Raw genomic sequence first — 25,365 nt, 5'->3', positions numbered from 1 at the left:
GGCTCCTTCACCGGGGCCCGCCGCTTTTGCTTACCGGGGCCAGCCGCTTTTGCTTATGCGCCGGACGTCACGCGGTATGCGTCGAACACACCGTCCACCTTGCGCACCGCGGCGACCAGGTGGCCCAGGTGCTTCGGGTCGGCCATCTCGAACGTGAACCGGCTGACCGCCACCCGATCGCGGGTCGTGGTCACCGTGGCCGACAGGATGTTCACCCGCTCCTCGGACAGCACCCGGGTCACGTCGGCCAGCAACTTGTGCCGATCGAGCGCCTCGACCTGGATCGCCACCAGGAACGTGGACGCCGACGTCGGCTTCCAGGTCACCTCGACCACACGCTCGCTCTGCTCACGCAGGTCTTCCGCGTTCGCGCAGTCTTCGCGGTGCACGCTCACGCCGCCGGAGCGGGTGACGAAGCCGAAGACGGCGTCGCCCGGCACCGGCGTGCAGCAGCGGGCCAGCTTCACCCAGACGTCGCTGACATCCTTGACCACCACGCCCGGGTCCTGTGCGGTGCCGCGGTTGCGCGGCGGGCGGGTCGCGACGGCGGTCTCGGCGATGTCCTCGACCGCGCCTTCCTCGCCACCGAAGCCGGCCACCAGCTTCTGCACCACGGACTGGGCCGAGACGGTGCTGTCACCGACCGCCGCGTAGAGCGACGCCAGGTCGGCCAGGTGCAGGTCGCGGGCGATCGTCTGCAGGTTCTCGCTCGTCATCATGCGCTGCAGGGGCAGACCCTGCTTGCGCATCGCCTTGACGATCGACTCCTTGCCGATCTCGATCGCTTCCTCGCGGCGTTCCTTGTTGAAGTACTGCCTGATCTTCGTACGCGCCCGCGGGCTCTTCACGTACCCGAGCCAGTCCTGCGTCGGGCCGGCCGTCGCCGACTTCGACGTGAAGATCTCGATCACGTCGCCGTTGGACAACGTGGACTCCAGCGGCACCAGCTTGCCGTTCACCCGGGCGCCGATGCACTTGTGGCCGACCTCGGTGTGCACCGCGTACGCGAAGTCGACCGGCGTCGACCCGGTCGGCAGCGGGATCACGTCGCCCTTCGGCGTGAAGACGTACACCTCCTGGCTGGACAGGTCGAAGCGCAACGCGTCCAGGAACTCGGACGGGTCGCTCGCCTCCCGCTGCCAGTCGAGAAGCTGCCGCAGCCAGGTCATCTCGTCGATGTGCGCCGGCGGCCCGACGATCGTCGCGCCCTTCTGCTCCTTGTACTTCCAGTGCGCGGCGATGCCGAACTCCGCCGTCCGGTGCATCGCGAACGTACGGATCTGCATCTCGACCGGCTTGCCGGTCGGGCCGATCACCGTCGTGTGCAACGACTGGTACATGTTGAACTTCGGCATCGCGATGTAGTCCTTGAACCGGCCCGGCACCGGCTGCCAGTTCGCGTGGATCACCCCGAGCGCCGCATAGCAGTCACGCACGGTGTCCACCAGGATCCGCACGCCGACCAGGTCGTAGATGTCGTTGAAGTCGCGGCCCCGCACGATCATCTTCTGATAGATCGAGTACAGGTGCTTGGGCCGGCCGGTCGTCTCGGCCTTGATCTTCGCCGACTTGAGGTCGAGCGAGACCCGGTTCGTCACCTGGCGCAACAACGCCTCACGCTGCGGCTGGTGCTCGCCGATGAGCCGGTTGATCTCTTCGAACCGCTTCGGGAACAGCGTGCCGAACGCGAGGTCCTCGAGCTCCCACTTGATCGTGTTCATACCGAGCCGGTGGGCCAGCGGCGCGAGGATCTCCAGCGTCTCCTTGGCCTTCTGCTCCTGCTTGGCCCGCGGCAGGAAGGTGAGGGTACGCATGTTGTGCAGCCGGTCGGCCAGCTTGATGACGAGCACCCGCGGGTCCTTGGCCATCGCCACGACCATCTTGCGGATCGTCTCGGCCTTGGCCGCGTCGCCCAGTTTCACCCGGTCGAGCTTCGTCACGCCGTCGACCAGCAGCGCCACCTCGGGCCCGAAGTCTTCCTTCATCGAGTCGAGCGAGTAGTCGGTGTCCTCGATCGTGTCATGCAGCAGCGCCGCCACCAGCGTGGTGGTGTCCATCCCGAGGTTGGCCAGAATCGTCGCCACGGCCAGCGGATGTGTGATGTACGGGTCGCCGGACTTGCGGTACTGCCCCGAATGCCACCGCGCGGCGACGTCGAAGGCCCGCTGCAACGCCCGCCCGTCGGCCTTCGGGTGCGAGGCCCGATGGGTCGCGATCAGCGGCTCGAGAACCTCGCTGACCTGCGTGCTCTGCCACGGCGCGTTGAACCGGGCGAGCCGGGCCCGAACCCGGCGCCCGGTCGGCGCGCTGGCCAGCCCGAACGTGGCGGCAGCCTCTTCGGCCGGAGGCATCGGCGAGGCGACCTCGGGCTCGGCTTTCTCGGCCGGCGTGGTCGCGGGCGGCTCAGCCGGCTTCTCCACCGCGGCGGGCGACACGGCCTCGGCCGCCGCGCTCGAGCCGCCCGGCTGCACCGTGTCCTCCGTCGAGGGTGCGACGTCGCTGGACACCGGCCTCCTCACCTCACTGCTCACCTGCTTGGGAACGCCATCCTACCCGTCTGCTCTTCCCGCATACCCAGCGACGAACACCCGAAATGGGTGCCCCTCACAGGCGCATACTCGGACTAAACGGTCAGGAGCGCATGCACCTCACGCGGTGCCAGCCGCTTCCGCCCCTCAAGGAACCCCAGCTCCATCAGAACCGTGAACCCCGCGACCACTCCGCCGGCCCGCTCAACAAGATCAAGAGCCGCCGAGGCAGTACCGCCGGTCGCGAACACATCATCCACCACCAGCACCCGCTGCCCACCCACAAACGCATCCTGATGCACTTCGAGCGTGGCTTCCCCATACTCCAGCGCGTACGAAGCCGAGTGCACCGCCCGAGGCAGCTTCCCCGCCTTGCGCACCGGCACCACCCCCGTACCAGAGGCATAGGCAACGGCCGCGGCGACAACAAACCCGCGAGCCTCGATCCCGGCCACCACATCGAACGACCCGGCCCCGTAGTACTCAACAATCCCGTCAACCACCCGCCGAAACGCCGCGGCGTCGGCGAACAACGGCATCAGATCCTTGAACACGATCCCGGGCCGCGGGAAATCCGGCACATCCAGCACACTGCCGGCCACCACGGCGGCCAGATCCGTCTCACTCACCCGGCAACCCTATCGGCCCCTGTCGTGGAGCGGCCCGCGCGCTCCGTGCGCCGCTTCCGGGTTGTTTGTCGGTGGTGCCGCTTACCGACGATGGTGGCTCCCGGCTTTGGTTCTCTGGTAACAGTGGGAGCTGGGTCGCGCCCGCCACCCCAGCGTTCCTCGATGGCTCATCGAACACGCCAGGCTGGTGCGCGGCTCGTTGTGTCAGTGGCCGATGCGCACCTCGCGACCAACCCCGGCGCCAGAAGCCCGTCCGCGAAGGCGCCGAAGCCAACACCGCCAACCCGGCCCGAGCAGTGCGCAAGCGGCGTCCCGGCAAAACACCACGAACGAGACAATCCAGGTGTCCTCGTACGCCCGGCCGCGAGCAGCTTCGAGATCAGCGCATCCTCCGGCATCCGCGCCAAGACCAAGCAGCCAAGGCGGGAAGCAGAAGTTTGAGCCTGCGGATACTCCTCAGGCGACGGCGGCGTCTGAGCCCCCGGAACCCCGCCGGACCAGCGGAGTCCCCCCTTGCTGAGGAATGAGCGGCTCCGCACTGGCCTGCCGAGGCAGAGTCGACAGGCAGAAGTCCGTCCAGCGCAAGTGCGCGAAAGCCGAGCTGAACTACGCCAGCGTTCCTCGCGCACAACCGCCAACCGTGCGCCCCCTTCGGTGGGGGGTGGGTTGCGCTGATCGACGATCCTCCGCCTCCCCCACCCCAGCACTGGGTGGGCGTTCAACGTAGGCCTCGTCCACGACGATTCGCCCGCTATCCACAGCCCCCGCCGTGCCAAGTTCTAGCTCACACAAGCCCAGGCCCCAGCTCCGGGCGCCACATCAACCAACGCTCCTCACACGAGCACCAGCGAGCGCAACAAGGAAGCCCCGGTCGACCGAACGCGCCGCAATGCCGCGCATACCCGCGCCAGCAAGCGACCTAGCGACAACACACGCGAGCAGAAGCACGGCGGCGAGAGCCGTGTTGCCTATACGCGCTCAGAGCAAAGGGCAACGAGTGCGCTGCTCAACGCCACGGCACAACGGAAGCGCACGACTGTCGGCGACCTGAAGCGTGAAGTACTGACACGGCATCCGGAAACCGCTATCGGCCGCCGCGACCTAAGGCCTCCCAGAGCGCGACCACCAAGCCAACGCAGGCCAAGGCGAGCACCGCACACGACATCACGCTCAGCGACAAATGCAGCCACCTCAAGCCAGGCGAACCGCAACCTGAAGCCCCCGCCCCAGCCCCCACGGTGACCAAAGAACGGAGCCGGGCGAAAGGCCGCCACCGCAGGCAAACAGAACGGCCCGCCAACTGGCGGGCCGTTCGAAGAAACCAAAAACGTCAGCGACGCTTCTTACCCCCAGGCCGATTCCCGGACGCCCCAGGACGCCCGCCACGGTTGGTGTTCCGCCCCGAGGTGGGACGGGCACCCGGCCGCGGCGCCGAAGCCGCCATGGCCGACGAGTTGACCGGGGCGTCGTCCGGCACCGGCGCCACCTCTTCGTCCGAGGCGTCCGCGGAGTCCGAGGCGCCCGGGGAGTCGGACGCGGCGGAGACCGACGACTTGGTGCTCTTCTTGCGCTCCGACCTCGGGGCCACGTCGCCCGAGCGGGCCGATCCCCGGCGGGCCAGGACTCGGGCCGTGTGGGACTTGATGCGGGGCTCCTGGTCCTTCAGGGCCGTCAGCAGCGGCGCCGCGAACATGATCGACGACAGGACGCCGAGGCCCATGCCGACGAAGAGGACCAGGCCGAGGTCTTTCAGGGTGCCCGCCCCGAGCAGGCCGGCGCCGATGAAGAGGAGGCCACCGACCGGGAGCAGGGCGACCAGGCCCGTGTTGATGGAACGCATCAGGGTCTGGTTGACCGCCAGGTTGGTCGCCTCGGAGTAGGTGCGGGTGCTGCCGGCGGTGATTCCCCGGGTGTTCTCCTGGACCTTGTCGAACACCACGACCACGTCGTAGAGCGAGAAGCCCAGAATCGTGAGGAAGCCGATCACCGTCGACGGGGTCACCTCGAAGCCGACCAGCGAGTAGACGCCGGCGGTGAGGATCAGGTCGAGCAGCAGTGACGAGACGGCCGCGGCCGCCATGCGCCATTCGAAGCGGATGACCAGGTACGCCATGACGAGCACCAGGAACACCGCGAGGCCGATGAGGGCCTGCCGGGTGACCTGGCCGCCCCAGGCCGCGGAGACGCGGTTGTCGCTGACCTCGCCGGCCGGCACGCCCAGGTCGGCGACCAGCGCGGACTTCACCGCGGTGGACTCCTCCTGGGTGAGGGCCGAGGTGCGCACCGAGTAGGTCGCGTCGGGGCCGTTGCCCAGCTGCTGGGCCGCGGTGACCTGGGCTTCCTCGGCGACGCCGGCGGTGGAGATGGCGCGCTCGACGGCGGTCTGCGCTTCCTCCTTGGTGCCGACGTCGGCCGGCATGATGATCTGGGTGCCGCCGGAGAACTCGATGCCGAGTTCGAAACCCCGGAACACGAAGCTGCCGATCGCGATGAGGACGAGGACGGCGGCCGCGATGAACCAGGTGTTGCGGCGGCCCACGATGTTGATGTTCGCTTCGCCCCGGTAGAGGCGATCGGCGAGTCCCTGCTTGGCCATGTCAGGCCTCCTTCACGCGCCGGCCCTTGACCGGCTCGTCGGTGGTGGCGTTTTTCAGGACACGGCCGAGGCCGCTGACCCGTGGCGACAGGAACGCCTTGGTGTTCGCGAACAGCGTCATGATCGGGTGGCGGAACAGGAACACCACGACGAGGTCGAGGATCGTGGAAAGGCCCAGCGCGAACGCGAAGCCCTGGACCACGCCCACCGACACGACGTAGAGCACCACGGCGGCCATGATCGTGATGGTGTTCGCGGAGATGATGGTACGCCGCGCCCGGGCCCAGGCTCGGGGCACCGCGCTTCGCGGACTTCGACCCTCGTGGATCTCGTCCTTGAGTCGTTCGAAGTAGATGACGAACGAGTCGGCGGCGACACCCAGCGACACGATGAAACCGGCGATGCCGGCGAGGGTCAGGGTGAACCCGGTGGAGCGGCCGAGCGCGACGAGCGCGGCGAAGGTCAGCAGACCCGAGAGGATCAGGCTGAGGAAGATCACCGTGCCGAGCAGGCGGTAGTAGAAGAACGCGTAGATCGCGACCAGCGCCATGCCGATGCCGGCGGCGAGCAGGCCGGCCTCGAGCTGCTCGATGCCGAGCGTGGCCGAGACGGTCTGGGCGGTGGCCGGTTCGAAGGTGACCGGCAGCGCGCCGTACTTGATCTGGTTGGCCAGCTCGCGGGCCGAGACCGGGGTGAACTGGCCGGTGATCTGGGACTGGCCGGAGAGGACGCCCTGGATCTCCGGCGCCGAGATGATCTCCTTGTCGAGCACCACGGCGACGAGGCAGTGGGTCGCGCCGGAGGAGACCGCCTGGGCGGCCGTGAGGCAGGTGTCGCCGCTGGCCGGCGTGAACGCCTCACGGGTCAACGCGGTCCACTTGGCCTGGCCGGCCGAGGTGAAGTCGAGCGAGACGACCCACTGGCCCTGCTGCTGGTCGAGCTGCGGGCTGGCGGTGGCGATGTCGGTGCCGACCACCTTGGCCACGTCGAGCAGCATCTTGGCGCCGCTCTGGCAGGTGGTGACCTGCGACTTGGCGTCGTCGATGGCACCGTTGGGACGCCCGTTGAGCTGGTCGCAGCTGATCGTCGGGACGAAGTACTGCATCTGCGGGGAGAGCGCGTTGACCTCGGGGCCGCTGAGCGTGTTGAACGGCGCGAACTGCTTGCCCGCGGTGGGGTTGGTCTGCAGGTCGACCGGGGCCGTGAGCTTGGCCGCGGCGGCGTAGATGGCCGGGCCGACCTTCTTCTCGACCTGGGCGATCAGCGCCTTCTTGTCGGCGGGCACCGGCTCGGCGGACCCGGACGGCGACGGCGCCGGAGCGGGCGCGGCCGACGCGGGGGCGCTCGGCGGGGTGCTGGGGGCGGGCGCCTTCTCGAGCTCGCCGCCACCCTGGCCGCCGCTGCCACCGGACGGGGTCGGCGGGGCGGGGGCGCTGGGCGCGCCGCCGGAGGCGCCGGGCGCCGGGGCGGACGGCGCGGCGCTGGGCTGCGGCGGGTTGATCGCCTGCGCGGCCACGTCGCCGGTCGCCTGGAGGACCTTGCGGAAGCGCATCTGCGCCGCCTGGCCCACGTTCTTCAGCTCGTCGTTGCCCTCACCGGCGAGCGACACCACGATGTTGCGGTTGCCCTCGATGACCACCTCGGCCTCGGAGACGCCGAGCGCGTTGACCCGGCTCTCGATGATCCGCCGGGCCTCTTCCATGCTCGCCTGGGAGGGCGCCTGGCCGTTGGATTCCAGCGACGCCACGTAGGTGGCCTGGGTGCCACCGATGAGGTCGAGGCCGAGCTTGGGGTGCAGGCGTTCGGAGATCGGCCCCTTGGCGCCGAAGCCGAAGAAGGCCACGAGATAGAGGATGATGAAGATCAGGCCGAGCACGGCGAGTTGCCGCCCGGGATGTTGCTGCCCCTGTGGTGGTCGTGCCACGGCTGTGAATCTCCCTAGTACGGAATGGGCCGGCGAGGTGGGGTGGGCATGACGGACATCGCCGACAGCCCGCGCCGCGACGATTATGCCTATTTTTCACATCGTCGGCTGCCCCGTCACGCTTGGGGCAGCCGACGGAAGGGGTCAGTCGTTCTTGCGGGTCTCGACGACCGGGCTGACCGGCTCGTCCGAGACCGGAACCTCGGGCTCGGGCTCGGGCTCGGGCTCCTCGACCGAGTTCTGGGTCAGAACACGGGCGATGGCCGGCCGGGCGAAACGGGCGTGGACGCCGGGCGAGATCTCCACGGTGACCACGTCGTCGTCGACCGAGACCACGGTCGCGTGCAGACCGCCGATGGTGACGATCTCGTCGCCGGGGCCGAGGGACGACTGCATCGCCTGGGCCTCACGACGCCGCTTCTGCTGCGGGCGGATCATCATGAAATACATGACGGCAAAGAGCAGGACGATGAGCACGAGCGGCATGAAGCTGCCGCCGCCCTGTGCTGCCGCTGCGAAATTTGGCACGAGAAAGCCTTCCTGGGGGATACACATCCCACTCGATCGGCGGCGAGTCTAATCCCTCTAGCTGGGAAGTCCCTACGCGGCACTGGTATCGGTCCGATTACAGCGGGTTTTCCGCCATCCCCCTAACGGGTGTCATCGCGGGCGAAGAGGTCGGCCTGCACGGCCCGCCCGTCCGACGGCGGTGTTTTGCCCAGGTGCAGCCAGCCCGCCTCGGTGGCGACCCGGCCCCGCGGCGTACGCGCCAGCAGCCCCGCACGCACCAGGAACGGCTCGCACACCTCTTCCACCGTGTCGGACTGCTCGCCGACCGCCACGGCCAGCGTGGACAGCCCCACCGGCCCGCCCCGGAACGACTCGATCAGCGCCCGCAGCACCGCCCGGTCGAGCCGGTCGAGCCCAAGCGCGTCGACGTCGTAGACCTTGAGCGCCGCGCGCGCCGCGTCGTGGGTGACCACGCCGTCGCCCCGGACCTCGGCGTAGTCACGGACCCGGCGGAGCAGCCGGTTGGCGATGCGCGGCGTGCCCCGGGAGCGTCCGGCGATCTCGCGGGCGCCGTCGGCCGTGATCGGCACGCCGAGGATCCGTGCCGAGCGGTGCAGCAGGGCGTCGAGGTCGTCCGGCGAGTAGAAGTCGAGGTGGGCGACGAAGCCGAACCGGTCGCGCATCGGCCCGGACAGCAGCCCGGCCCGGGTGGTCGCGCCGACCAGGGTGAACGGTTCCACGTCGAGCGGGATCGCGGTGGCGCCCGGTCCTTTGCCGACGATCACGTCGACCCGGAAGTCTTCCATCGCGCTGTAGAGCAGTTCTTCGGCCGGCTTGGCGATGCGGTGGATCTCGTCGATGAACAGCACGTCGCCTTCGGCCAGACCGGTCAGGATGGCGGCCAGGTCGCCGGACCGCTCGATCACCGGGCCGCTGGTGGTGCGGATGCCGCTGCCCAGTTCGGCCGCCACGATGTTGGCCAGGGTGGTCTTGCCGAGGCCGGGCGGGCCGGAGAGCAGGATGTGGTCGGGTGGGGTGCCGCGTTTCAGGGCGCCCTGCAGCAGCAGGTCGAGCTGGTCGCGGACCCGGTGTTGAGCGATGAAGTCGGCGAGCCGGCGGGGCCGGACGCTGGCTTCCGCGTCGAGGTCGTTCTCGTCGGCTTCGGGAGAGACCAGATCGTCGTTCATCGGGTACGCCCGAGCAGGCGGATCGCCTGACGGAGCAGCACGGGCACGGGTGGCACCTCACCGTCGACGGTCTCGGCGACCGCGGCCACCGCCTGGTCGGCCTGCGACGCCGTCCAGCCCAGGGCGAGCACACCCTGCCGGACCTGGTCCTGCCAGTCGCCGGGCCGGAGCGGGCCGGTGGCCGCCGCGCCGAGCACGCCGACCGGGCCGATCTTGTCGCGGAGTTCGAGGACCATCCGCTCGGCGCCCTTCTTGCCGATGCCCGGGACCTTGGTCAGCGCGGTCAGGTCGCCGCCGCTGATCGCCCGGCGTACGGCATCGGGGTGATGGACCGCGAGCACCGCCTGAGCGAGACGTGGTCCCACCCCGCTCGCCGTCTGGAGCAGCTCGAAGAGCTGTTTCTCGTCGTCGTCGGCGAAGCCGTAGAGGGTGAGCGAGTCTTCCCGGACCACCAGGCTCGCCGCCAGCCGGGTCTCATGGCCCGGCTTGAGCCCGGCCAGCGTGCCGGGCGCGCACTGCAGCTGCATCCCGACCCCGCCGACCTCGATCACGGCGCTGTCCGGCGCGATCGACGCGACCACTCCCCGTACGCTGGCGATCATCGAACCCCTCCCCTGACCCGGCGCTGGGCCGTACGCTGCGCGGCCGCGATCTGCTTGGCCTTGGCCGCCGCCGCCTCGATGCGGGCCCGGGTGCCGCCACGCCAGATGTGGCAGATGGCGAGGGCGAGGGCGTCGGCGGCGTCGGCCGGCTTGGGTGGCTCGTCGAGCCCGAGCAGCCGGGTGACCATCGAGGTGACCTGGGCCTTGCCCGCCGTGCCGGAGCCGGTGACCGCCGCCTTGACCTCGCTCGGCGTGTAGGTCTGCACGGGCAGCCGGGCGCGCGACCCGGCCAGGATCGCGACCGCGCTGGCCTGGGCCGTGCCCATCACCGTCCGGACGTTGTGCTGGGAGAACACCCGCTCGACGGCCACGCTCTCGGGCTGATGTTCGGTGACCAGCTCGGCCAGCGACTCGTCGAGGTGGAGCAGCCGCAGCGCGATGTCGTCGTCGGGCTCGGTGTAGACCACGTAGTAGGCGACCAGCTTGCACTGCCGGCCCGGCACACCCTCGACGACGCCGACGCCGCAGCGGGTGAGCCCCGGGTCGATGCCGAGCACGCGCATCAGCGGCAACCTCCTGTACGTATGTTCGACGACAGTAGTGGATGGCGCATCTTGCGGCACCAGCGACACACCTCCAAGCTGAGACGTGTATCTCGTCCCGCCGATGGCCGACGAACCTCCCCAGGAGTTCGTCGAGTTCGTCGCGGACCGTCTGCCGTGGATGACCGCGGAGGCGAATCGTCTGACCGACGGGGCCGACCAGGCCGCCGGCATCGCCGCCCTGGTGCTCAGCGATTTGGCTTTGCACTGGCGCCGGCTGGGCCTGCGCGCCCGCCTCTCCCACGCCGACGAGGCGCGCGCGTTCACCGTCCGGCGGCTTCAGCTGCGGAGCAAGCAGTGGCGGGACGACCAGATCTACCAGGTCGAGGTGCGGGTGCTGCGGCCGGTTTACCAGGTGGCGTACTACCCGGCGAGCTACGCCGCCCGTAAGGCCGAGGTGCTGGCGTCGACGGTCCGCTCGTCGACCGCGCCGATGGCCGAGGCCGCGATCGCGTGGACGTACGCCCGGCGCCGGGCCCAGATCCACAAGATCGTGCGTACGGTCATCGTCATCGTGGTGACGATCGGCGTCTTCCTCAGCCTGATCCCGAGCAACCCGGACTACTACTAGTAGCGGAAGCCGGCCACCAGCGCGTTGAGGTCGCCCGACATCCGGGCCAGCTCGGTGGTCGCCTGCCGGGTGTCGGCCACGCTCTGGCTGGTCACCATCGTCGCGTCGGCGACCACGATGATGTTCCGGGCGATCTCGTTGGTGCCCGCCGCCGCCTCGCTCACGCTGCGGTTCATCTCGCTGGTGGTGGCGGTCTGCTCCTCCACGGCCGAGGCGATCGTGGTCTGGAAGTCGCTGATCCGCGCGATCACCGACGAGATCTCCTCGATCGCGCTGACCGCGCCGGAGGTGTCGGCCTGGATCGCCTCGATCCGGCGGGAGATGTCCTCGGTGGCCCGGGCGGTCTCCTGCGCCAGGTCCTTGACCTCGGACGCGACCACGGCGAACCCCTTGCCGGCGTCACCGGCGCGGGCGGCCTCGATGGTGGCGTTCAGGGCCAGCAGGTTGGTCTGCTCGGCGATCGCGGTGATCACCTTGATCACGTTGCCGACCTCGGCCGACGACTCGCCCAGCTTGTTCATGGTCTGCGAGGTGGCGGTGGTGACGCTGACCGCCTCGGCCGCCACCCGCGCGGCCTCGGTGGCGTTCTGCGAGATCTCCCGGATGGAGGCGCCCATCTCCTCGCCGCCGGCCGAGACGGTCTCGACGCTGCGGGACACCTCCTCGGCCGCGGCGGAGGCGGCCCGGGCCTGGGTGGAGGCGTTCTGCGCGGAGGCTTCGATCTGCTCGGCGGTGCTGCTCATCTCCTCGGCGGCCCCGGCCAGCGAGGTGGCCGAGCCGTCGATGGTGCGTACCGTGCCGCGCAGGTTCTCGATCGCGGCGTCCAGCGACTGGGCCATCCGGCCGGGCTCGTCCCGGGAGACCACCCCGCTGGTCCGGGTCAGGTCGCCGGCCGCCAGCGCGTCGCAGACCCCCTGCACCCGGCGCAGCGACGCGACGATCCGCCGGGCCACCATCAGGCCGAGCACCAGCGCCAGCACCGAGCCGAGCACCATGACCAGGATCGAGGTGAGCCGCCCGGTGTCGTAGCCGTTCGCGGCCGAGGCGGCGTTCGCGGCCGCGACCGTGCGCTCCGACCGATCCAATTCCTCGAGATAGCTGTCGACCTGTTTCATCAGCGGCGTGACCCGCTCGTCCCGGGTCTTCGCCCAGGCGGCGAGGTCGTCGCGGGCGCCGGCCGGGAACAGGTCGTTCTGGGCGATCGTGACGTAGGACCGGAAGGCGGTGTCCAGGGCCGCGACGGTGGCCGGGTTGCCGGCCGGCTCGCTGTCGCGGTACAGCGCCAGCGCCTGCTCGTACTCGTCGACACGGGAGGCGAAGCCCTGGGCGTACGACCGCATGTCGGCATCGTTCTGCGAGATCGCCTGGTTCGCCGCGGCCAGCCGGGCATGCACGATCGCCGCCTTGACCCGGGACACGCTCTCGAGCCCGCCGAAGTTGCTGGTGTAGATCACCTGCGCCGAGTGGCTGGCGTCGCGCAAGTGCAACAGCCCGACGATCCCCACGACGACCGTGACGGCCACCGCCACGGTGACCGCCAGGACGATCTTCAGATTGACGCCCAGATTCGCGAACCAGCCCACGAACGCACTATCGCGCGCCGTGGGTGGGTCGCGGGACCGAACCGGGAAAGCGGTCAGGCGTCGATCTTGGCCATGACCTCGTCGGAGACGTCGAAGTTGGCGTAGATGTTCTGGACGTCGTCGGAGTCTTCCAGGACGTCGATCAGCTTGAGGACCTTGCGGGCGGCGTCCTCGTCGACCTCGACCGTCATGGTCGGGACCAGGGAGGATTCGGCCGAGTCGTAGTCGATGCCCGCGTCCTGCAGCGCCGTGCGCACCGCGACCAGGTCGGTCGGCTCGCTGACCACCTCGAACGACTCGCCCAGGTCGTTGATCTCCTCGGCGCCGGCCTCCAGCACCGCCATCATCAGGTCGTCCTCGGTCAGCTCACCCTTGGGGACGATGATCACGCCCTTGCGGTTGAACAGGTACGACACGCTCCCGGCGTCGGCGAAGGTGCCGCCGTTGCGGGTCAGCGCGGTGCGGACCTCGGTCGCCGCGCGGTTGCGGTTGTCGGTGAGGCACTCGATCAGCAGGGCGACGCCGTTGGGGCCGTAGCCCTCGTACATGATCGTCTGCCAGTCGGCGCCGCCGGCCTCGAGGCCGGAGCCGCGCTTGACCGCGTTGGCGATGTTGTCGTTGGGGACCGAGCTCTTCTTCGCCTTCTGGATGGCGTCGTAGAGCGTGGGGTTACCGGACGGATCACCACCGCCGACCCGGGCCGCGACCTCGACGTTCTTGATCAGCTTGGCGAACATCTTGCCGCGCTTGGCGTCGATGACGGCCTTCTTGTGCTTGGTCGTCGCCCACTTGGAGTGGCCGGACATGCGTTACCTCCGTGTGAATCCGTCGTTCGTCAGGCGGCCCGGCGGACCATCTCGACGAAGTACCGGTGCACGCGAAGGTCGCCGGTGAGCTCCGGGTGGAAAGCCGTGGCGAGCAGGTTGCCCTGCCGGACGGCGACAATCCTACCGGCGGCCGGGCCGGCTGTGACGCGGCCCATCACCTGCACCTCCGGTCCCACCTGCTCAACCCACGGCGCCCGGATGAAGACCGCCTCGAATGGCCCGCCCGAGATGTCGGAGATGTCGACCGGGCCCTCGAATGATTCGACCTGCCGCCCGAACGCGTTGCGCCGGACCGTCATCTCGATGCCGCCGAAGGTCTCCTGGTCGGGCCGTCCGTCCAGCACCGTCGAGGCCAGCATGATCATTCCGGCGCAGGAGCCGTACACCGGCATCCCGCCGGCGATCCGCTTGCGGATCGGCTCCAGCAGCTCGAACGTGATGGCCAGCTTACTCATCACGGTCGACTCGCCGCCCGGGATGATCAGGGCGTCGACCGCGTCCAGCTCCTCGGGCCGGCGCACCGGAAGCGCGCCGGCCCCGCATGACGACAGGGCCTCGGCGTGCTCCCGGACCGAACCTTGCAACGCCAGGACGCCGATGGAGAAGGTCACCAGCCACGCTCGGCGAGCCGGTGCGGCTGCGGCACCTCTTCCACGTTGATGCCGACCATGGCCTCGCCCAGACCGCGGGAGACCTTGGCGATCATCTCGGGGTCGTCGTGGAACGTGGTGGCCTTGACGATCGCGGCGGCGCGCTGGGCCGGGTTGCCGGCCTTGAAGATGCCCGAGCCGACGAAGACGCCCTCGGCGCCGAGCTGCATCATCATGGCCGCGTCGGCCGGGGTGGCGATGCCGCCCGCGGTGAACAGCACAACCGGCAGCTTGCCCGCCTCGGCCACCTCCTTGACCAGCTCGTACGGCGCCTGCAGCTCCTTGGCCGCGACATAGAGCTCATCCGGAGGGAGGTTCTGCAGCCGGCGGATCTGCTGCCGGATCTGGCGCATGTGTGTCGTGGCGTTGGAGACGTCGCCGGTGCCGGCCTCGCCCTTGGAGCGGATCATGGCCGCGCCCTCGGTGATCCGGCGCAGCGCCTCGCCCAGGTTGGTCGCGCCACACACGAACGGCACGGTGAACTGCCACTTGTCGATGTGGTTGGCGTAGTCGGCCGGGGTCAGCACCTCGGACTCGTCCACGTAGTCGACACCGAGCGCCTGGAGCACCCGGGCCTCGACGAAGTGGCCGATCCGGGCCTTGGCCATCACCGGGATGGACACCGCGGCGATGATGCCGTCGATCATGTCGGGGTCGCTCATCCGGGAGACGCCCCCCTGCGCGCGGATGTCGGCGGGGACCCGCTCGAGCGCCATCACGGCGACCGCGCCGGCGTCTTCGGCGATCTTCGCCTGCTCCGGGGTGACCACGTCCATGATCACACCGCCCTTGAGCATCTCGGCCATGCCGCGCTTGACCCGGGCCGTGCCGACCGCCGGCTGCTGCGTCGTGGATGCTGCGCTCTCGGACACTGGATACCGCTCCTCACGCTCGTGGGCTTGCGAGGAGGATTCTAGGAGCGGTGGAAGGGGCCAACGAGGGCCAATCGAGGGGAAGGTGGCCTTCGCCGATCAGGCCGCTTCGACGGCCGCGGCCGGTTGGGCGCGAGGCGCGATGACCACCGGCAGCTCCGGCAGGACCGGCTCGACGATGTCGAAGTACGCCGGTCGCGGGTAGCGCCGGGCCAGCCCGAAGACCCGGACCACCGGGCGCCGCCGGGCGCGCAGGGCGTCACGGACCGTGTCGGTGTGCACCTGGCGGGCCAGCGTCACGCGGCGGCTGGTGGCCACCAGCGCCCGGGTGGCCTCGTCGCCCGGGGGCAGTGGCACGCTCGCCAGCTGGCGGGACAGGTCGTTCTCGGCCGCCTCGCGCCCGTCCGGCGCCGCGTCCAGGGCGAGGCGGGCGGCGGCGTACAGCTCGGCGTTGTCGGTGTGCTCGGCGACCACGGCGGCGGCCGCCGCCCGGCGGAGAAGGTGCTGGTCGAGGGCCCGGAACGCGGAGGCGGAACGGACGTGCACCCGCTCGACCCGGTGGGCGGTCCAATACAGGTACGCGCACAGCACGACGATCACCGCCGCTAAGCCCAGCACCATACGCATGCCGGAATGGTAGTGCGCGTTGGTTTCGAAGAGTTACCGGCCCGAACGTGGTTCCGACCACTCCACGTCGATCACGCGCCCGTCGGTGGCCTCGATCGCCGCGGCGTACACCTCGAGTACCCGCCCGGCTACGCTCGGCCAATCGAAGGCCGCGACCGCCTTGACCGCGTCCGCCGCCAGGTCCTTGCGCCGCGCGGGATCGTCCAGCAACTCGTCCAGCAGGGCGGTGAGCGCGGCCGCGTCGCCGGTCGGGAAGAGCGCCCCGGCCCGGCCGCCGTCCAGCACCCGGCGGAAGGCGTCCAGGTCGCTCGCGGCGACGGTGGTGCCGGCCGCCATGGCCTCGGTGAGGATCATCCCGAAGGACTCACCGCCCGTGTTCGGCGCGACGTAGACATCCACGCTGCGTAACATTCTCGCCTTGTCCTGCTCGCTGACCAGCCCGAGGAACTCGACCCGGTCACGAACGTCGGCCGGGAACAGGTCGTAGAGGTCGGCGCGGTCGCCGGGGCCGGCCACCAGCAGCCGCAGCCCGGGCCGGCGCCGGGCCAGCGTGACGAACGCCGTACGCAGGATCGGAAAGCCCTTGCGTGACTCGGTGAACCGGCCCAGGAAGCCCAGCGTGCCGCCCTCGCCGGGCCAGCCGGGCAGCGGTTCGGCCCCGGCGAACTTGGCCACCGCCACCCCGTTGGGGATCTCCACCGCGCCGCCGCCCAGGTGTTCCACCTGCACCTTGCGGGCGAGCTCACTGACCGCGATCCGCGCGGTGATCTTCTCCATCAACGGCTGCAACATGCCCTGCGCCGCGGCCAGCGCCCGGGACCGGGTCATCGCGGTGTGGAAGGTGGCCACGACCGGGCCACGGGTGCGCAGCACGGCCAGCATCGACAGGCTGAGCACGAACGGCTCGTGCACATGGAGCACGTCGAAATCGCCGCGGGACAGCCAGCGCCGGACCCGCGCCGACGAGACCGGGCCGAACGAGATGCGGGCCACCGAACCGTTGTACGGGAAACGCACCGCCCGGCCGGCCGGCACGACATAGGGCGGGTGCTCGGCGTCCTCGTCGGCCGGGGCCAGCACGGAGACCTCGTGGCCCAGCCCGATCAGCGCCTCAGCCAGGTCGACGATGTGGTTCTGCACCCCGCCGGGCACGTCGAACGAGTACGGCGACACGATCCCGATCCGCACGCCCCACCCCTCACAACCACAGCTTCTGGAGCATGTGCCAATCCTGCGGATGCTCCGCGATGCCGATCGCGAACGAGTCGGCCAGCCGCTGGGTGACCAGCTTGACCCGTTCCGTCAGGGTGCCCTCGGCCGGGTCGGGCAGCTCGATGCGGCGCAGCCGGCCCACCGCCCGTCCGGGCTCGAACCACATGTCAACGGCGTAGAGAGGCGCCCGGGTACGCAGCGCGAGCAGCGCCGGGCCGGGCGGCATCCGGGTCCGCCCGCCGAAGAACTCCACCTCGACGCCGCGCGACGACAGGTCACGCTCGCTGAGCAACGCCACCGCCCAGCCCTGCCCGGCCCGCTCGGCCAGCACGTCGATCGGCGGCCGGGGCGAGCCGGTCAGCGGGACGACCTCCATGCCCAGCGCCTCGCGGTAGGCCATGAACTGCTTGTAGACCTTCTCGGGCTTGAGCCGCTCGGCCACCGTGACCAGCCTGAACCCGTTGGCCGAGACCCAGGCCGCGGCGGCGTCCCAGTTGCCGGCGTGCGGCAGCGCCATGATGGCCCCGTTGCCCTCGGCCAGCACCTTCTCGAACTCACCCTCGGGCTCCAGGCGGAACCCGGCCAGGTGGTCGGCCCGGCTGCGGGAGGGCAGGCGGAAGGCCTCCATCCAATACCGGGCGTACGAGCGCAGCCCGTCGCGTACCAGCGTCTCGTCGAGATCGGGACCCACCACCTGCTGAAGGTTGCGACGCAGCCGCTGGGTCCCCGGCCCGTTCGTCCGCCAGGAGCGGTCGGCGGCGGCCGTGAACAACCGCCGGGCCACCCCCAGGGGCATGGCCCGGACCAGCCGCCAGCCCGCCGCGAACCCCAGCTCGGTCAGCCTGTCCTTCACTCGGCGGGCACCTTGTCGCTGCGGGCGGCGTGGATCAGCCTCTGGAAGACCGTGAACGCGCTCAGCACGGCCAGCACCCAGAGCGCCGCGGGCAGGCCCCAGTCGAGCCCGAACCCGCTGAGCAGGCCACCGACGCCGACGACGATCAGCCGCTCGGCGCGCTCGGCCAGGCCCACGTCGGCGTTCAGGCCGAGGCTCTGGGCGCGCGCCTTCACATATGACACCACCTGGCCGGCGGCCAGGCAGATGACCGCGGCGACCATGCCGTTGTACGGGTTGTCCTGCCCGAACAGGTACCAGAAGACCGCGCCGAAGATGGCCGCGTCGGCGATCCGGTCCATCGACGAGTCGAGCAGCGCGCCGAACGTGCCGGCCGGCCCCCGCATGCGGGCCATCGTGCCGTCGAGCATGTCGGTGAGCGCGAAGAACGTGACGACCAACGCCCCCGCTATCAGATGGCCGCGGGCGCCGAGCGCCAGTGCCCCGATCACCACGCCGACGGTGCCCGCTACCGTGACGGCGTTCGGTGACACCCCCCGGCGCAGCAGGAATCGCGCGGTCGGGTCGACCACATGGGCGAGGACGAGGCGGGCGGGGACGCTGAAGATCTTTGCCATGGCGGTCACCACTGTATCGGCGCGCTGATCCGGCCGCATCGGCCCTGATGTCATCAGCACGGCTCGGATGACTACAAGGGGTTGCGGCACGCGTACCGCGGGGTGTGGGATCTCACAATAGCGTCGTAACACCCGGGAAACGGAGGTGCGCTGGCATGGCGCAGAAGACTTCGGAAAAGGGGGTCACCGGCGCTGCTGCGCCGGTGGTGACCGAGCCAGGCAGAGTTCGTAACGTGGTGCTGGTGGGCCACTCCGGTTCGGGGAAGACGACGCTGGTCGAGGCGCTGCTCGCCGCCACGTCGACGATCCCGAGGACGGGTACGGTCGCCGACGGCACCACGGTCACCGACCACGATCCGGCGGCCGTACGGCAACAGCGTTCCGTGGCCCTGTCCTGTGCTCCGCTCGTCCACGACGGGGTGAAGATCAACCTGCTCGACACCCCCGGCTACGCCGACTTCGTCGGGGAGCTCCGGGCCGGCCTGCGGGCCGCCGACGCCGCGCTCTTCGTGGTCTCGGCGGTCGACGGGGTGGACGCGGCGACGACCGCGCTCTGGGCCGAGTGCGCCGCGGTGGGCATGCCCCGCGCGGTGGCGATCACCCGGCTCGACCACCCCCGCGCCGACTTCGACGAGACCCTGGCCGACTGCCAGGACGCGTTCGGCGAGAACGTGATGACGATCTACCGCCCGATGCTGGGCGACGACGGCGCCTCCATCGCCGGGCTGCTCGGCCTGGTCACGCTGCGGGTGCTCGACTACTCGGCCGGCTACCCGCCCCAGGTCGGCCAGGCCGAGCCGGCCCACCTGACCCCGATCGAGGAGGACCGCAACGCGCTGATCGAGGGGATCATCGCCGAGTCCGAGGACGAGTCCCTGATGGACCGTTACCTCGGCGGCGAGACCGTCGGTCCGGACGTGCTGGTCCCCGACCTGGAGAAGGCGGTGGCCCGCGGCCACTTCTACCCGGTCATCCCGGTCTGCTCAGCCACCGGCGTCGGCCTCGACGCGCTGCTCGACGGCCTGGTCTCCGGCGCGCCCTCGCCCCTGGAGCACGACCTGCCCCTGGTCACCGGCGTGGACGGCTCGCCCAAGGCGCCACTCACCTGCGACCCGGACGGCCCGCTGGTCGCCGAGGTCGTGAAGACCACCATCGACCGGCACGTCGGCCGGGTCTCCCTGGTGCGGGTCTTCTCGGGCACGCTCACCCCCGAGTCGGTGGTGCACGTCTCCGGGCACGGCCTGGCCGAACGCGGCCACCCCGACCACGACGCGGACGAGCGGGTCGCCCACATCTACTCCCCGCTCGGCGCCCAGCTGCGCGAGACGGGCCGCTGCATCGCCGGCGACATCTGCGCGATCACCAAGTCGGGCAGCGCCGAGACCGGCGACACGCTGTCCGGCAAGGACGACCCGATGCTGATGGCGCCGTGGACGATGCCCGAGCCGCTGCTGCCGATCGCGGTGGTCGCCAAGACCCGGTCCGATGAGGACGCCCTGGCCAAGAACCTGGCCCGGCTGGTCGCGGGCGACCCGACGCTGCGGCTCGAACGCAACGCCGACACCCACCAGCTGGTCCTGTGGTGCATGGGCGAGTCGCACGCCGACGTGGTCCTCGACCGGCTCCGGGCCGGCGGCGTCGAGCTCGACACCGAGCCGGTCAAGGTGTCCCTGCGCGAGACGTTCGGCAGCGCCGCCAAGGGTCACGGCCGGCACGTCAAGCAGAGCGGCGGCCACGGTCAGTACGCGATCTGCGACATCCACGTCGAGCCCCTCCCCCGCGGGTCCGGTTTCGAGTTCGCCGACAAGGTGGTGGGCGGTGCGGTGCCGCACAACTACATCCCGTCGGTCGAGAAGGGCGTCCGGGCCCAGCTCGAGAAGGGCATCGCGGCCGGTTATCCGGTCGTCGACCTGAAGGTGACGCTCTACGACGGCAAGGCGCACAGCGTCGACTCGTCGGATGCCGCGTTCCAGACGGCCGGGGCGCTGGCCCTGAAGGAGGCCGCCGCCGCGGCCGAGGTGGTGCTGCTGGAGCCGGTGGACGAGGTCGTGGTCCGGGTCCCCGACGAGTACGTCGGCGCGGTGATGAGCGACCTCTCCGGCCGGCGTGGCCGGCCGCTCGGCACGGAGGCCGACGAGACCGGGGAGTTCAGCCTGGTGCGGGCCGAGGTGCCGGCCACCGAACTGATCCGGTACGCGGTGGAGCTGCGCGCCATCTCCTCCGGGGCCGGAACCTTCAGCCGCACGTACGCCCGCCATGAGCCGATGCCGTCCCAGGTGGCCGACGCGGTCCTGAAGGAGCACGCGGCCAAGTGATCCCACCGGCGGCCGGCCACTCAGTGGGCGGCCGCCGGCAGCTCCTCATCGGGCAACGTCAGCGCGTTGGCCGCCTCGAAGATCGGCTTGTTCACCGAAGCGATGATCTGCTTGTGCCACGGGTTGAGGCGCAGCGTCCGCATCGCGTAGTTGCGCATCGCGATGCTCAGCCGCCCGCCCGGCACCATCTGACCGGCCATCTTCCGGCCCAGCGCGAGATTCCGCTCGGTGTACGGGCGCAGCGTCCCCTCGTACTCCGCGAACGCGGCCGCGGTGTCGCCGTGCCGGGCCAGCGCCCTAGCCAGCACGTAGGCGCCGCACAGGGCCGTGCTGGTGCCCTGCCCCGACGCCGGTGACGGGCAGAACGCCGCGTCCCCGAGCAATACCACACGGCCGGCCGACCACCGCGGGATATCCACCTGACTGAGACTGTCCACAAAGAAGTCGCCCGCGCCGGAAATTTCCGGGCCCGCCGCGCTACGTTGCCGCCCACCCAGTGCCGGGGTGGGGGTGGCGGCGGGGCCCGCGCCACCGCTCAAGATCGAACTCGCGCCGGGCGCCTCGCCGAGGATCGAACTCGCCCTGGGCGCCTCGCCGGGGATCGAACTCGGGCCGGGCGCCTCGCCGAGGATCGATTCGAGCAGCCGCGGCACCTGCCAGCCGTCGCCGGCGAACTTCGACGCCACCAGCTCGCGGGTGACCGTCGAGCGCGACAGCTCGGGCGACGCGAAGATCATCCCCGCCTTGGCCGGCTCGTCGGGCCCGGTGCTGTAGAGGAACACCATCCGCCCGGGCACCGCCCAGAACACCTCCTCACGGTCGAGCCGCAGGTCGTTGGGGACCGTGGCGATCGACAGGTAGGCGCCGAGGTGCCGCAACGGGGCGTCCAGCCCGGCCAGCCGACGGGTCGCCGAATGCAACCCGTCCGCGCCCACGATCACGTCGAAGCGCCGCTCCAGCCCGCTCTCGAATACCACGTCGCCGTCCGGCGAGATCGAGGCGATCGCGTCGCCGTAGCGGAACTCGGTGACCGGCGCCGCCGCCTCGGCCAGGATCCGGACCAGGTCGCCGCGCATCACCTCGATGTCGTCGCCGCGCCGGCCCATCAGCAGGTTCGCGTCGAGGGCGGCCACCTTGCCACCGGTCGGTGTCACGTAGGTGACCTGCCGCATCCCGGTGTCCCGGGCCCGGGCCGCCGGGTAGACGCCGGTCCGCTTGAGGACCTCGATGGCCGTTCCGCGGACATCCACCTTGTACCCACCGTCGCGCAGGGCGGGCGCCCGCTCGACGATCGTCGGCCGAAGGCCGTGACGGCCCAGCCAGTACGCCAGGAGGGGACCCGCCACGCCGGCCCCCGAGATCAGCACCTCTCGACTCCTCATGCGAGTTACTATACAAACGTCTTACACGTTTGTATAGATCCTAGGATGAGAGCCATGGGGCATCGCGAGGACCTGCTGGCCGGCGCACGGCGCTGCCTGTCCGAGAAGGGCTACGCCCGCACCACCGCGCGCGACATCGTTGCCGTGTCGGGCACCAACCTGGGCTCCATCGGCTACCACTACGGCTCGACCAAGGCCCTGATGAACGCGGCCATGCTCAGCGCGGTCGACGAGTGGGGTCAGAAGATCAGCGCCGCGATGGTCACCGACGACAGCGACTCCGGCGACGAGCAGCTGGTCCGGCTGTGGCGCCGGATCATCAGCACGGCCCGGGCCGACCGGGAGCTCTTCATGGCCACGGTCGAGGCCATGGTCCAGGCCGAGCACGCGCCGGAGCTGCGGGAACAGATGGCCGACGGCATCCGGCAGGGCCGCTCGGGCATGGCCGCGATGATCACCGGTCAGGTCGAGGAGTCGATCGACCGCGAGACGGTCAGGACGCTCGGCTCGGTGCAGATGGCGCTGATGTCGGGCGTGCTCATCCAGTGGATGACCGACCCCGAGAACGCCCCGTCGGCCGAAGAGGTCGTGGCCGGGATCAAAGCCCTGGCCGGCGCCTCGACCGGCGCTTCCACCGGGCGGAAGGCCTGACCGGTCGAGCGTACAAAAAGAAGGGTCTTAGGAAGTCCAGGCCTTGGCGAGCAGGGTACGGGTGTCGGCCAGCAGCATGGGCATGGTCTTGGTGCGGCCGATGACCGGCATGAAGTTGGCGTCGCCGCCCCACCGCGGCACGACATGCTGGTGCAGGTGGGCCGCGATGCCCGCGCCGGCCACCGAGCCCTGGTTCATGCCCAGGTTGAAGCCGTGCGGGCTGCTGGCACGGCGGATCGTCACCATCGCCCGCCGGGTGAAGGCGGCCACCTCGGCCACCTCCTCCTCGGTCAGGTCGGTGTAGTCGGCCACGTGCCGGTACGGGCAGATCAGCAGGTGGCCGGGGTTGTACGGGTAGAGGTTCAGGATCACGTACACCGACGAGCCCCGCGCGACGATCAGCTTCTCCTCGTCGGTGTGCTTCGGCGCGTCGCAGAACGGGCAGCCCGGCGGCTGGTCAGAGCCGGTCACATAGGCCATCCGGTGCGGCGTCCAGAGCCGCTCCAGCCCGTCCGGCTCGGTCATGACGCCGACGGACCCGTGTTCACGCGGCCGCGGACGACCTCGGTCACGTGCGCGATCGCCTCGTCCAGCGGCACGCCGTTGCGCTGCGAGCCGTCGCGGTAGCGGAACGACACCGTCCCGGCGGCCACGTCGTCGTCGCCGGCGATCACCATGAACGGGATCTTCTGCTGTTGTGCGGTGCGGATCTTCTTCTGCATCCGGTCGTCGGAGAAGTCCACCTCGGCCCGCACCCCTTCGCGGCGGAGAGAGGACGCGAAGTCTTCCAAATACGAAGCGTGGTCGTCGCGGATCGGGATGCCGACCACCTGCACCGGCGCCAGCCAGGCCGGGAACGCGCCCGCGTAGTGCTCGGTGAGCACGCCGAAGAACCGCTCGATCGACCCGAACAGCGCGCGGTGGATCATCACCGGACGCTCGCGGCCGCCGCTGGCCGCCGAGTATTCGAGGTTGAACCGCTCGGGCAGGTTGAAGTCGACCTGGATGGTCGACATCTGCCAGGTCCGGCCGATCGCGTCCTTGGCCTGCACGCTGATCTTCGGGCCGTAGAAGGCCGCGCCGCCCGGGTCGGGCACCAGCTCGAGGCCGGAATCCTCGGCGGCCGACCGCAGCGCCTCGGTGGCCTTCTCCCAGTTCTCGTCGGTGCCGACCGACTTCTCCGGGTTGCGGGTGGACAGCTCGAGGTAGAAGTCGGGCAGGCCGTAGTCGCGGAGCAGGTCGAGGACGAACTGGAGCAGCGACTTCAGCTCGTCCGCCATCTGCTCCTCGGTGCAGAAGATGTGGGCGTCGTCCTGGGTCATGCCGCGGACCCGGGTGAGGCCGTGCACCACACCCGACTTCTCGTAGCGGTAGACCGTGCCGAACTCGAACATCCGCAGCGGCAGCTCGCGGTAGGACCGCCCGCGCGACCGGAAGATGAGGTCGTGGAACGGGCAGTTCATCGGCTTGAGGTAGTACGTGGCCCCTTCCATCTCCATCGGCGGGAACATGCCGTCGGCGTACCAGCCGAGGTGGCCGGAGGTCTCGAACAGGTCGGCCTTGGTGATGTGCGGGGTGTTCACGAACGAGTAGCCGGCCTGCTCGTGCTTGATCCGCGAGTAGTTCTCCATCTCGCGCCGGATGATCCCGCCCTTGGGGTGGAACACGGCGAGACCGGAGCCGATCTCGTCCGGGAACGAGAACAGGTCGAGGTCGGCGCCGAGCTTGCGGTGGTCGCGGCGGGCCGCCTCCTCGAGCAGGCGGAGGTGTTCCTTCTGGGCGTCGCGGGTCGGCCACGCGGTGCCGTAGATCCGCTGGAGCTGCGGGTTCTTCTCGCTGCCCCGCCAGTACGCGGCGGCGCTGCGCATCAGCTTGAACGCCGGGATGTGCCGGGTCGACGGCAGGTGCGGGCCGCGGCACAGGTCGCCCCAGACGCGGTGGCCGTCCTTGGCGTCGAGGTTGTCGTACGCGGTGAGTTCGCCGGCGCCGACCTCCATCACCTCGGCTTCGAGGTCGGCTGAGCCAATCTCCCCCTTGATGTCGACCAGCTCGAGCTTGTACGGCTCGTTCGCCAGCTCGGCCTTCGCCTCGTCGAGCGAGCCGTAGACCCGCCGCCGGAAGCGCTGCCCGGCCTTGACGATCTCCTGCATGCGCTTCTCGAGCTTCGCGAGATCTTCGGGTACGAACGGCTTCGCCACGTCGAAGTCGTAGTAGAAGCCGTTCTCGATCGGCGGCCCGATGCCGAGCTTGGCCTCGGGGAACGTGTCCTGCACGGCCTGCGCGAGCACGTGCGCGGCCGAGTGGCGCAGCACGTTCAGCCCGTCGGGCTCGTCGAGCGCCACCGGGGTCACCTCGGTGTCGAGCTCCGGCGCCCAGTCGAGGTCGCGGAGCCGGCCGCCCGGGTCGCGCACCACGACGATCGCCTTGGGCCCGTTGGCCGGGAGACCCGCGGTCGTCACCGCGTCGCCCGCGGTGGTACCGGCCGGAACGACGAGTGGTGCAGACACGGTGGTTCTCCTTCGGAGCGGAACGTGGAATCGCCCCCGATGCTACCGGTCGGGCCGGGCCGCATCTCGAAAGGGTGTTACCGGCGACACATCGGGTCGCGTTACTACGGCATTTCACGG

22 protein-coding genes are annotated in these 25,365 nt (G+C 70.2%); 3 read left to right on the top strand and 19 right to left on the bottom strand.

From position 1 onward, the window contains the following. Positions 1–53: 53 nt before the first annotated feature. The 8 genes from AB0O15_RS26760 to ruvC all read right to left on the bottom strand — a co-directional run bounded on the left by AB0O15_RS26760 (position 54) and on the right by ruvC (position 10,539). The gene (locus AB0O15_RS26760; RefSeq protein WP_364323511.1) at positions 54–2,507 is read right to left on the bottom strand and encodes a bifunctional (p)ppGpp synthetase/guanosine-3',5'-bis(diphosphate) 3'-pyrophosphohydrolase; all 2,454 of its coding nucleotides are present in this window, start codon (positions 2,505–2,507) and stop codon (positions 54–56) included. A gap of 116 nt (positions 2,508–2,623) precedes the next feature. Then, complete coding sequence (locus tag AB0O15_RS26755) at positions 2,624–3,157, bottom strand: adenine phosphoribosyltransferase (protein WP_364323509.1); 534 nt, start codon at positions 3,155–3,157, stop codon at positions 2,624–2,626. Between the two features lie 1,330 nt (positions 3,158–4,487). After that, entirely contained in the window at positions 4,488–5,753 is a 1,266-nt protein-coding gene (secF, locus tag AB0O15_RS26750; protein WP_364323507.1) for a protein translocase subunit SecF, read from the bottom strand. Between the two features lies 1 nt (position 5,754). After that, positions 5,755–7,677, bottom strand: coding sequence for a protein translocase subunit SecD (secD, locus tag AB0O15_RS26745; RefSeq protein WP_364323505.1), 1,923 nt, complete (start codon positions 7,675–7,677; stop codon positions 5,755–5,757). Between the two features lie 144 nt (positions 7,678–7,821). After that, positions 7,822–8,163: a preprotein translocase subunit YajC gene (gene yajC, locus AB0O15_RS26740; protein WP_364323810.1), complete on the bottom strand. Its 342-nt coding sequence runs from the start codon at positions 8,161–8,163 to the stop codon at positions 7,822–7,824. 164 nt (positions 8,164–8,327) lie between these two features. Beyond that, the gene (gene ruvB, locus AB0O15_RS26735; RefSeq protein ID WP_364323503.1) at positions 8,328–9,374 is read right to left on the bottom strand and encodes a Holliday junction branch migration DNA helicase RuvB; all 1,047 of its coding nucleotides are present in this window, start codon (positions 9,372–9,374) and stop codon (positions 8,328–8,330) included. Further along, positions 9,371–9,976, bottom strand: a complete 606-nt coding sequence (gene ruvA / locus AB0O15_RS26730; RefSeq protein WP_364323501.1) for a Holliday junction branch migration protein RuvA — start codon at positions 9,974–9,976, stop codon at positions 9,371–9,373. Before ruvA ends, ruvB begins: the two co-directional genes overlap by 4 nt. Next, on the bottom strand, positions 9,973–10,539 hold the full coding sequence (gene ruvC / locus AB0O15_RS26725; RefSeq protein WP_364323499.1) for a crossover junction endodeoxyribonuclease RuvC: 567 nt from the start codon (positions 10,537–10,539) through the stop codon (positions 9,973–9,975). Before ruvC ends, ruvA begins: the two co-directional genes overlap by 4 nt. Before the next feature lie 103 nt (positions 10,540–10,642). Here ruvC and AB0O15_RS26720 point away from each other — a divergent pair, with 103 nt between their 5' ends. Then, a complete protein-coding gene (locus tag AB0O15_RS26720; RefSeq protein WP_364323497.1) occupies positions 10,643–11,149 on the top strand; it encodes a hypothetical protein in 507 nt (168 codons plus the stop codon). Here AB0O15_RS26720 and AB0O15_RS26715 read toward each other — a convergent pair. From AB0O15_RS26715 to pgsA, 8 genes are all read right to left on the bottom strand, one after another. Continuing rightward, positions 11,146–12,732, bottom strand: a complete 1,587-nt coding sequence (locus AB0O15_RS26715) for a methyl-accepting chemotaxis protein (RefSeq protein WP_364323495.1) — start codon at positions 12,730–12,732, stop codon at positions 11,146–11,148. The two genes, AB0O15_RS26720 and AB0O15_RS26715, sit on opposite strands and share 4 nt — an antisense overlap. Positions 12,733–12,785: 53 nt before the next feature. Then, a complete protein-coding gene (locus AB0O15_RS26710) occupies positions 12,786–13,538 on the bottom strand; it encodes a YebC/PmpR family DNA-binding transcriptional regulator (protein WP_364323493.1) in 753 nt (250 codons plus the stop codon). Between the two features lie 29 nt (positions 13,539–13,567). Beyond that, the gene (gene pdxT / locus AB0O15_RS26705; RefSeq protein WP_364323491.1) at positions 13,568–14,170 is read right to left on the bottom strand and encodes a pyridoxal 5'-phosphate synthase glutaminase subunit PdxT; all 603 of its coding nucleotides are present in this window, start codon (positions 14,168–14,170) and stop codon (positions 13,568–13,570) included. Further along, positions 14,167–15,081 (bottom strand): pyridoxal 5'-phosphate synthase lyase subunit PdxS, encoded by a 915-nt coding sequence (pdxS, locus tag AB0O15_RS26700; RefSeq protein WP_364323489.1) that lies wholly within the window; start codon positions 15,079–15,081, stop codon positions 14,167–14,169. Before pdxS ends, pdxT begins: the two co-directional genes overlap by 4 nt. A gap of 99 nt (positions 15,082–15,180) precedes the next feature. Beyond that, positions 15,181–15,708: a hypothetical protein gene (locus AB0O15_RS26695; protein WP_364323487.1), complete on the bottom strand. Its 528-nt coding sequence runs from the start codon at positions 15,706–15,708 to the stop codon at positions 15,181–15,183. Between the two features lie 33 nt (positions 15,709–15,741). Then, the gene (locus AB0O15_RS26690) at positions 15,742–16,896 is read right to left on the bottom strand and encodes a glycosyltransferase family 4 protein (RefSeq protein ID WP_364323485.1); all 1,155 of its coding nucleotides are present in this window, start codon (positions 16,894–16,896) and stop codon (positions 15,742–15,744) included. A 10-nt stretch (positions 16,897–16,906) separates the two neighbouring features. Further along, complete coding sequence (locus AB0O15_RS26685; RefSeq protein WP_364323483.1) at positions 16,907–17,773, bottom strand: phosphatidylinositol mannoside acyltransferase; 867 nt, start codon at positions 17,771–17,773, stop codon at positions 16,907–16,909. Then, on the bottom strand, positions 17,770–18,390 hold the full coding sequence (gene pgsA / locus AB0O15_RS26680) for a phosphatidylinositol phosphate synthase (RefSeq protein ID WP_364323481.1): 621 nt from the start codon (positions 18,388–18,390) through the stop codon (positions 17,770–17,772). Before pgsA ends, AB0O15_RS26685 begins: the two co-directional genes overlap by 4 nt. Positions 18,391–18,545: 155 nt before the next feature. On the opposite strand from pgsA, the gene AB0O15_RS26675 reads away from it, so the two are divergent. Continuing rightward, positions 18,546–20,705, top strand: a complete 2,160-nt coding sequence (locus AB0O15_RS26675; RefSeq protein ID WP_364323479.1) for an elongation factor G-like protein EF-G2 — start codon at positions 18,546–18,548, stop codon at positions 20,703–20,705. A 20-nt stretch (positions 20,706–20,725) separates the two neighbouring features. Here AB0O15_RS26675 and AB0O15_RS26670 read toward each other — a convergent pair whose 3' ends face one another. After that, on the bottom strand, positions 20,726–22,087 hold the full coding sequence (locus tag AB0O15_RS26670) for an FAD-dependent monooxygenase (RefSeq protein ID WP_364323477.1): 1,362 nt from the start codon (positions 22,085–22,087) through the stop codon (positions 20,726–20,728). A 54-nt stretch (positions 22,088–22,141) separates the two neighbouring features. On the opposite strand from AB0O15_RS26670, the gene AB0O15_RS26665 reads away from it, so the two are divergent. Further along, entirely contained in the window at positions 22,142–22,738 is a 597-nt protein-coding gene (locus AB0O15_RS26665) for a TetR/AcrR family transcriptional regulator (RefSeq protein WP_364323475.1), read from the top strand. 27 nt (positions 22,739–22,765) lie between these two features. Here AB0O15_RS26665 and AB0O15_RS26660 read toward each other — a convergent pair whose 3' ends face one another. Together AB0O15_RS26660 and thrS are read right to left on the bottom strand one after the other, a co-directional pair. After that, a complete protein-coding gene (locus AB0O15_RS26660) occupies positions 22,766–23,263 on the bottom strand; it encodes an HIT domain-containing protein (protein ID WP_364323473.1) in 498 nt (165 codons plus the stop codon). Next, positions 23,260–25,245, bottom strand: a complete 1,986-nt coding sequence (gene thrS / locus AB0O15_RS26655; RefSeq protein WP_364323471.1) for a threonine--tRNA ligase — start codon at positions 25,243–25,245, stop codon at positions 23,260–23,262. Before thrS ends, AB0O15_RS26660 begins: the two co-directional genes overlap by 4 nt. Between the last annotated feature and the right edge of the window lie 120 nt (positions 25,246–25,365).

It is taken from the genome of Actinoplanes sp. NPDC089786 (assembly GCF_040684855.1).
Lineage (GTDB): Bacteria > Actinomycetota > Actinomycetes > Mycobacteriales > Micromonosporaceae > Actinoplanes.
The sequence above is the reverse complement of the archived record's forward strand: the minus strand, read 5'-3'. Positions and strand labels throughout refer to the sequence as shown.

Bases quoted from the DNA above. Each gene is read 5' to 3' on its own strand.
- AB0O15_RS26675 (WP_364323479.1), top strand. From the start codon at position 18,546: ATGGCGCAGAAGACTTCGGAAAAGGGGGTCACCGGCGCTGCTGCGCCG.
- yajC (WP_364323810.1), bottom strand. From the start codon at position 8,163: ATGCCGCTCGTGCTCATCGTCCTGCTCTTTGCCGTCATGTATTTCATG.
- pgsA (WP_364323481.1), bottom strand. From the start codon at position 18,390: ATGGCAAAGATCTTCAGCGTCCCCGCCCGCCTCGTCCTCGCCCATGTG.
- AB0O15_RS26710 (WP_364323493.1), bottom strand. From the start codon at position 13,538: ATGTCCGGCCACTCCAAGTGGGCGACGACCAAGCACAAGAAGGCCGTC.
- ruvA (WP_364323501.1), bottom strand. From the start codon at position 9,976: ATGATCGCCAGCGTACGGGGAGTGGTCGCGTCGATCGCGCCGGACAGC.
- ruvB (WP_364323503.1), bottom strand. From the start codon at position 9,374: ATGAACGACGATCTGGTCTCTCCCGAAGCCGACGAGAACGACCTCGAC.
- AB0O15_RS26720 (WP_364323497.1), top strand. From the start codon at position 10,643: ATGGCCGACGAACCTCCCCAGGAGTTCGTCGAGTTCGTCGCGGACCGT.
- AB0O15_RS26670 (WP_364323477.1), bottom strand. From the start codon at position 22,087: ATGAGGAGTCGAGAGGTGCTGATCTCGGGGGCCGGCGTGGCGGGTCCC.
- ruvC (WP_364323499.1), bottom strand. From the start codon at position 10,539: ATGCGCGTGCTCGGCATCGACCCGGGGCTCACCCGCTGCGGCGTCGGC.
- AB0O15_RS26665 (WP_364323475.1), top strand. From the start codon at position 22,142: ATGGGGCATCGCGAGGACCTGCTGGCCGGCGCACGGCGCTGCCTGTCC.
- secF (WP_364323507.1), bottom strand. From the start codon at position 5,753: ATGGCCAAGCAGGGACTCGCCGATCGCCTCTACCGGGGCGAAGCGAAC.
- AB0O15_RS26695 (WP_364323487.1), bottom strand. From the start codon at position 15,708: ATGCGTATGGTGCTGGGCTTAGCGGCGGTGATCGTCGTGCTGTGCGCG.
- AB0O15_RS26660 (WP_364323473.1), bottom strand. From the start codon at position 23,263: ATGACCGAGCCGGACGGGCTGGAGCGGCTCTGGACGCCGCACCGGATG.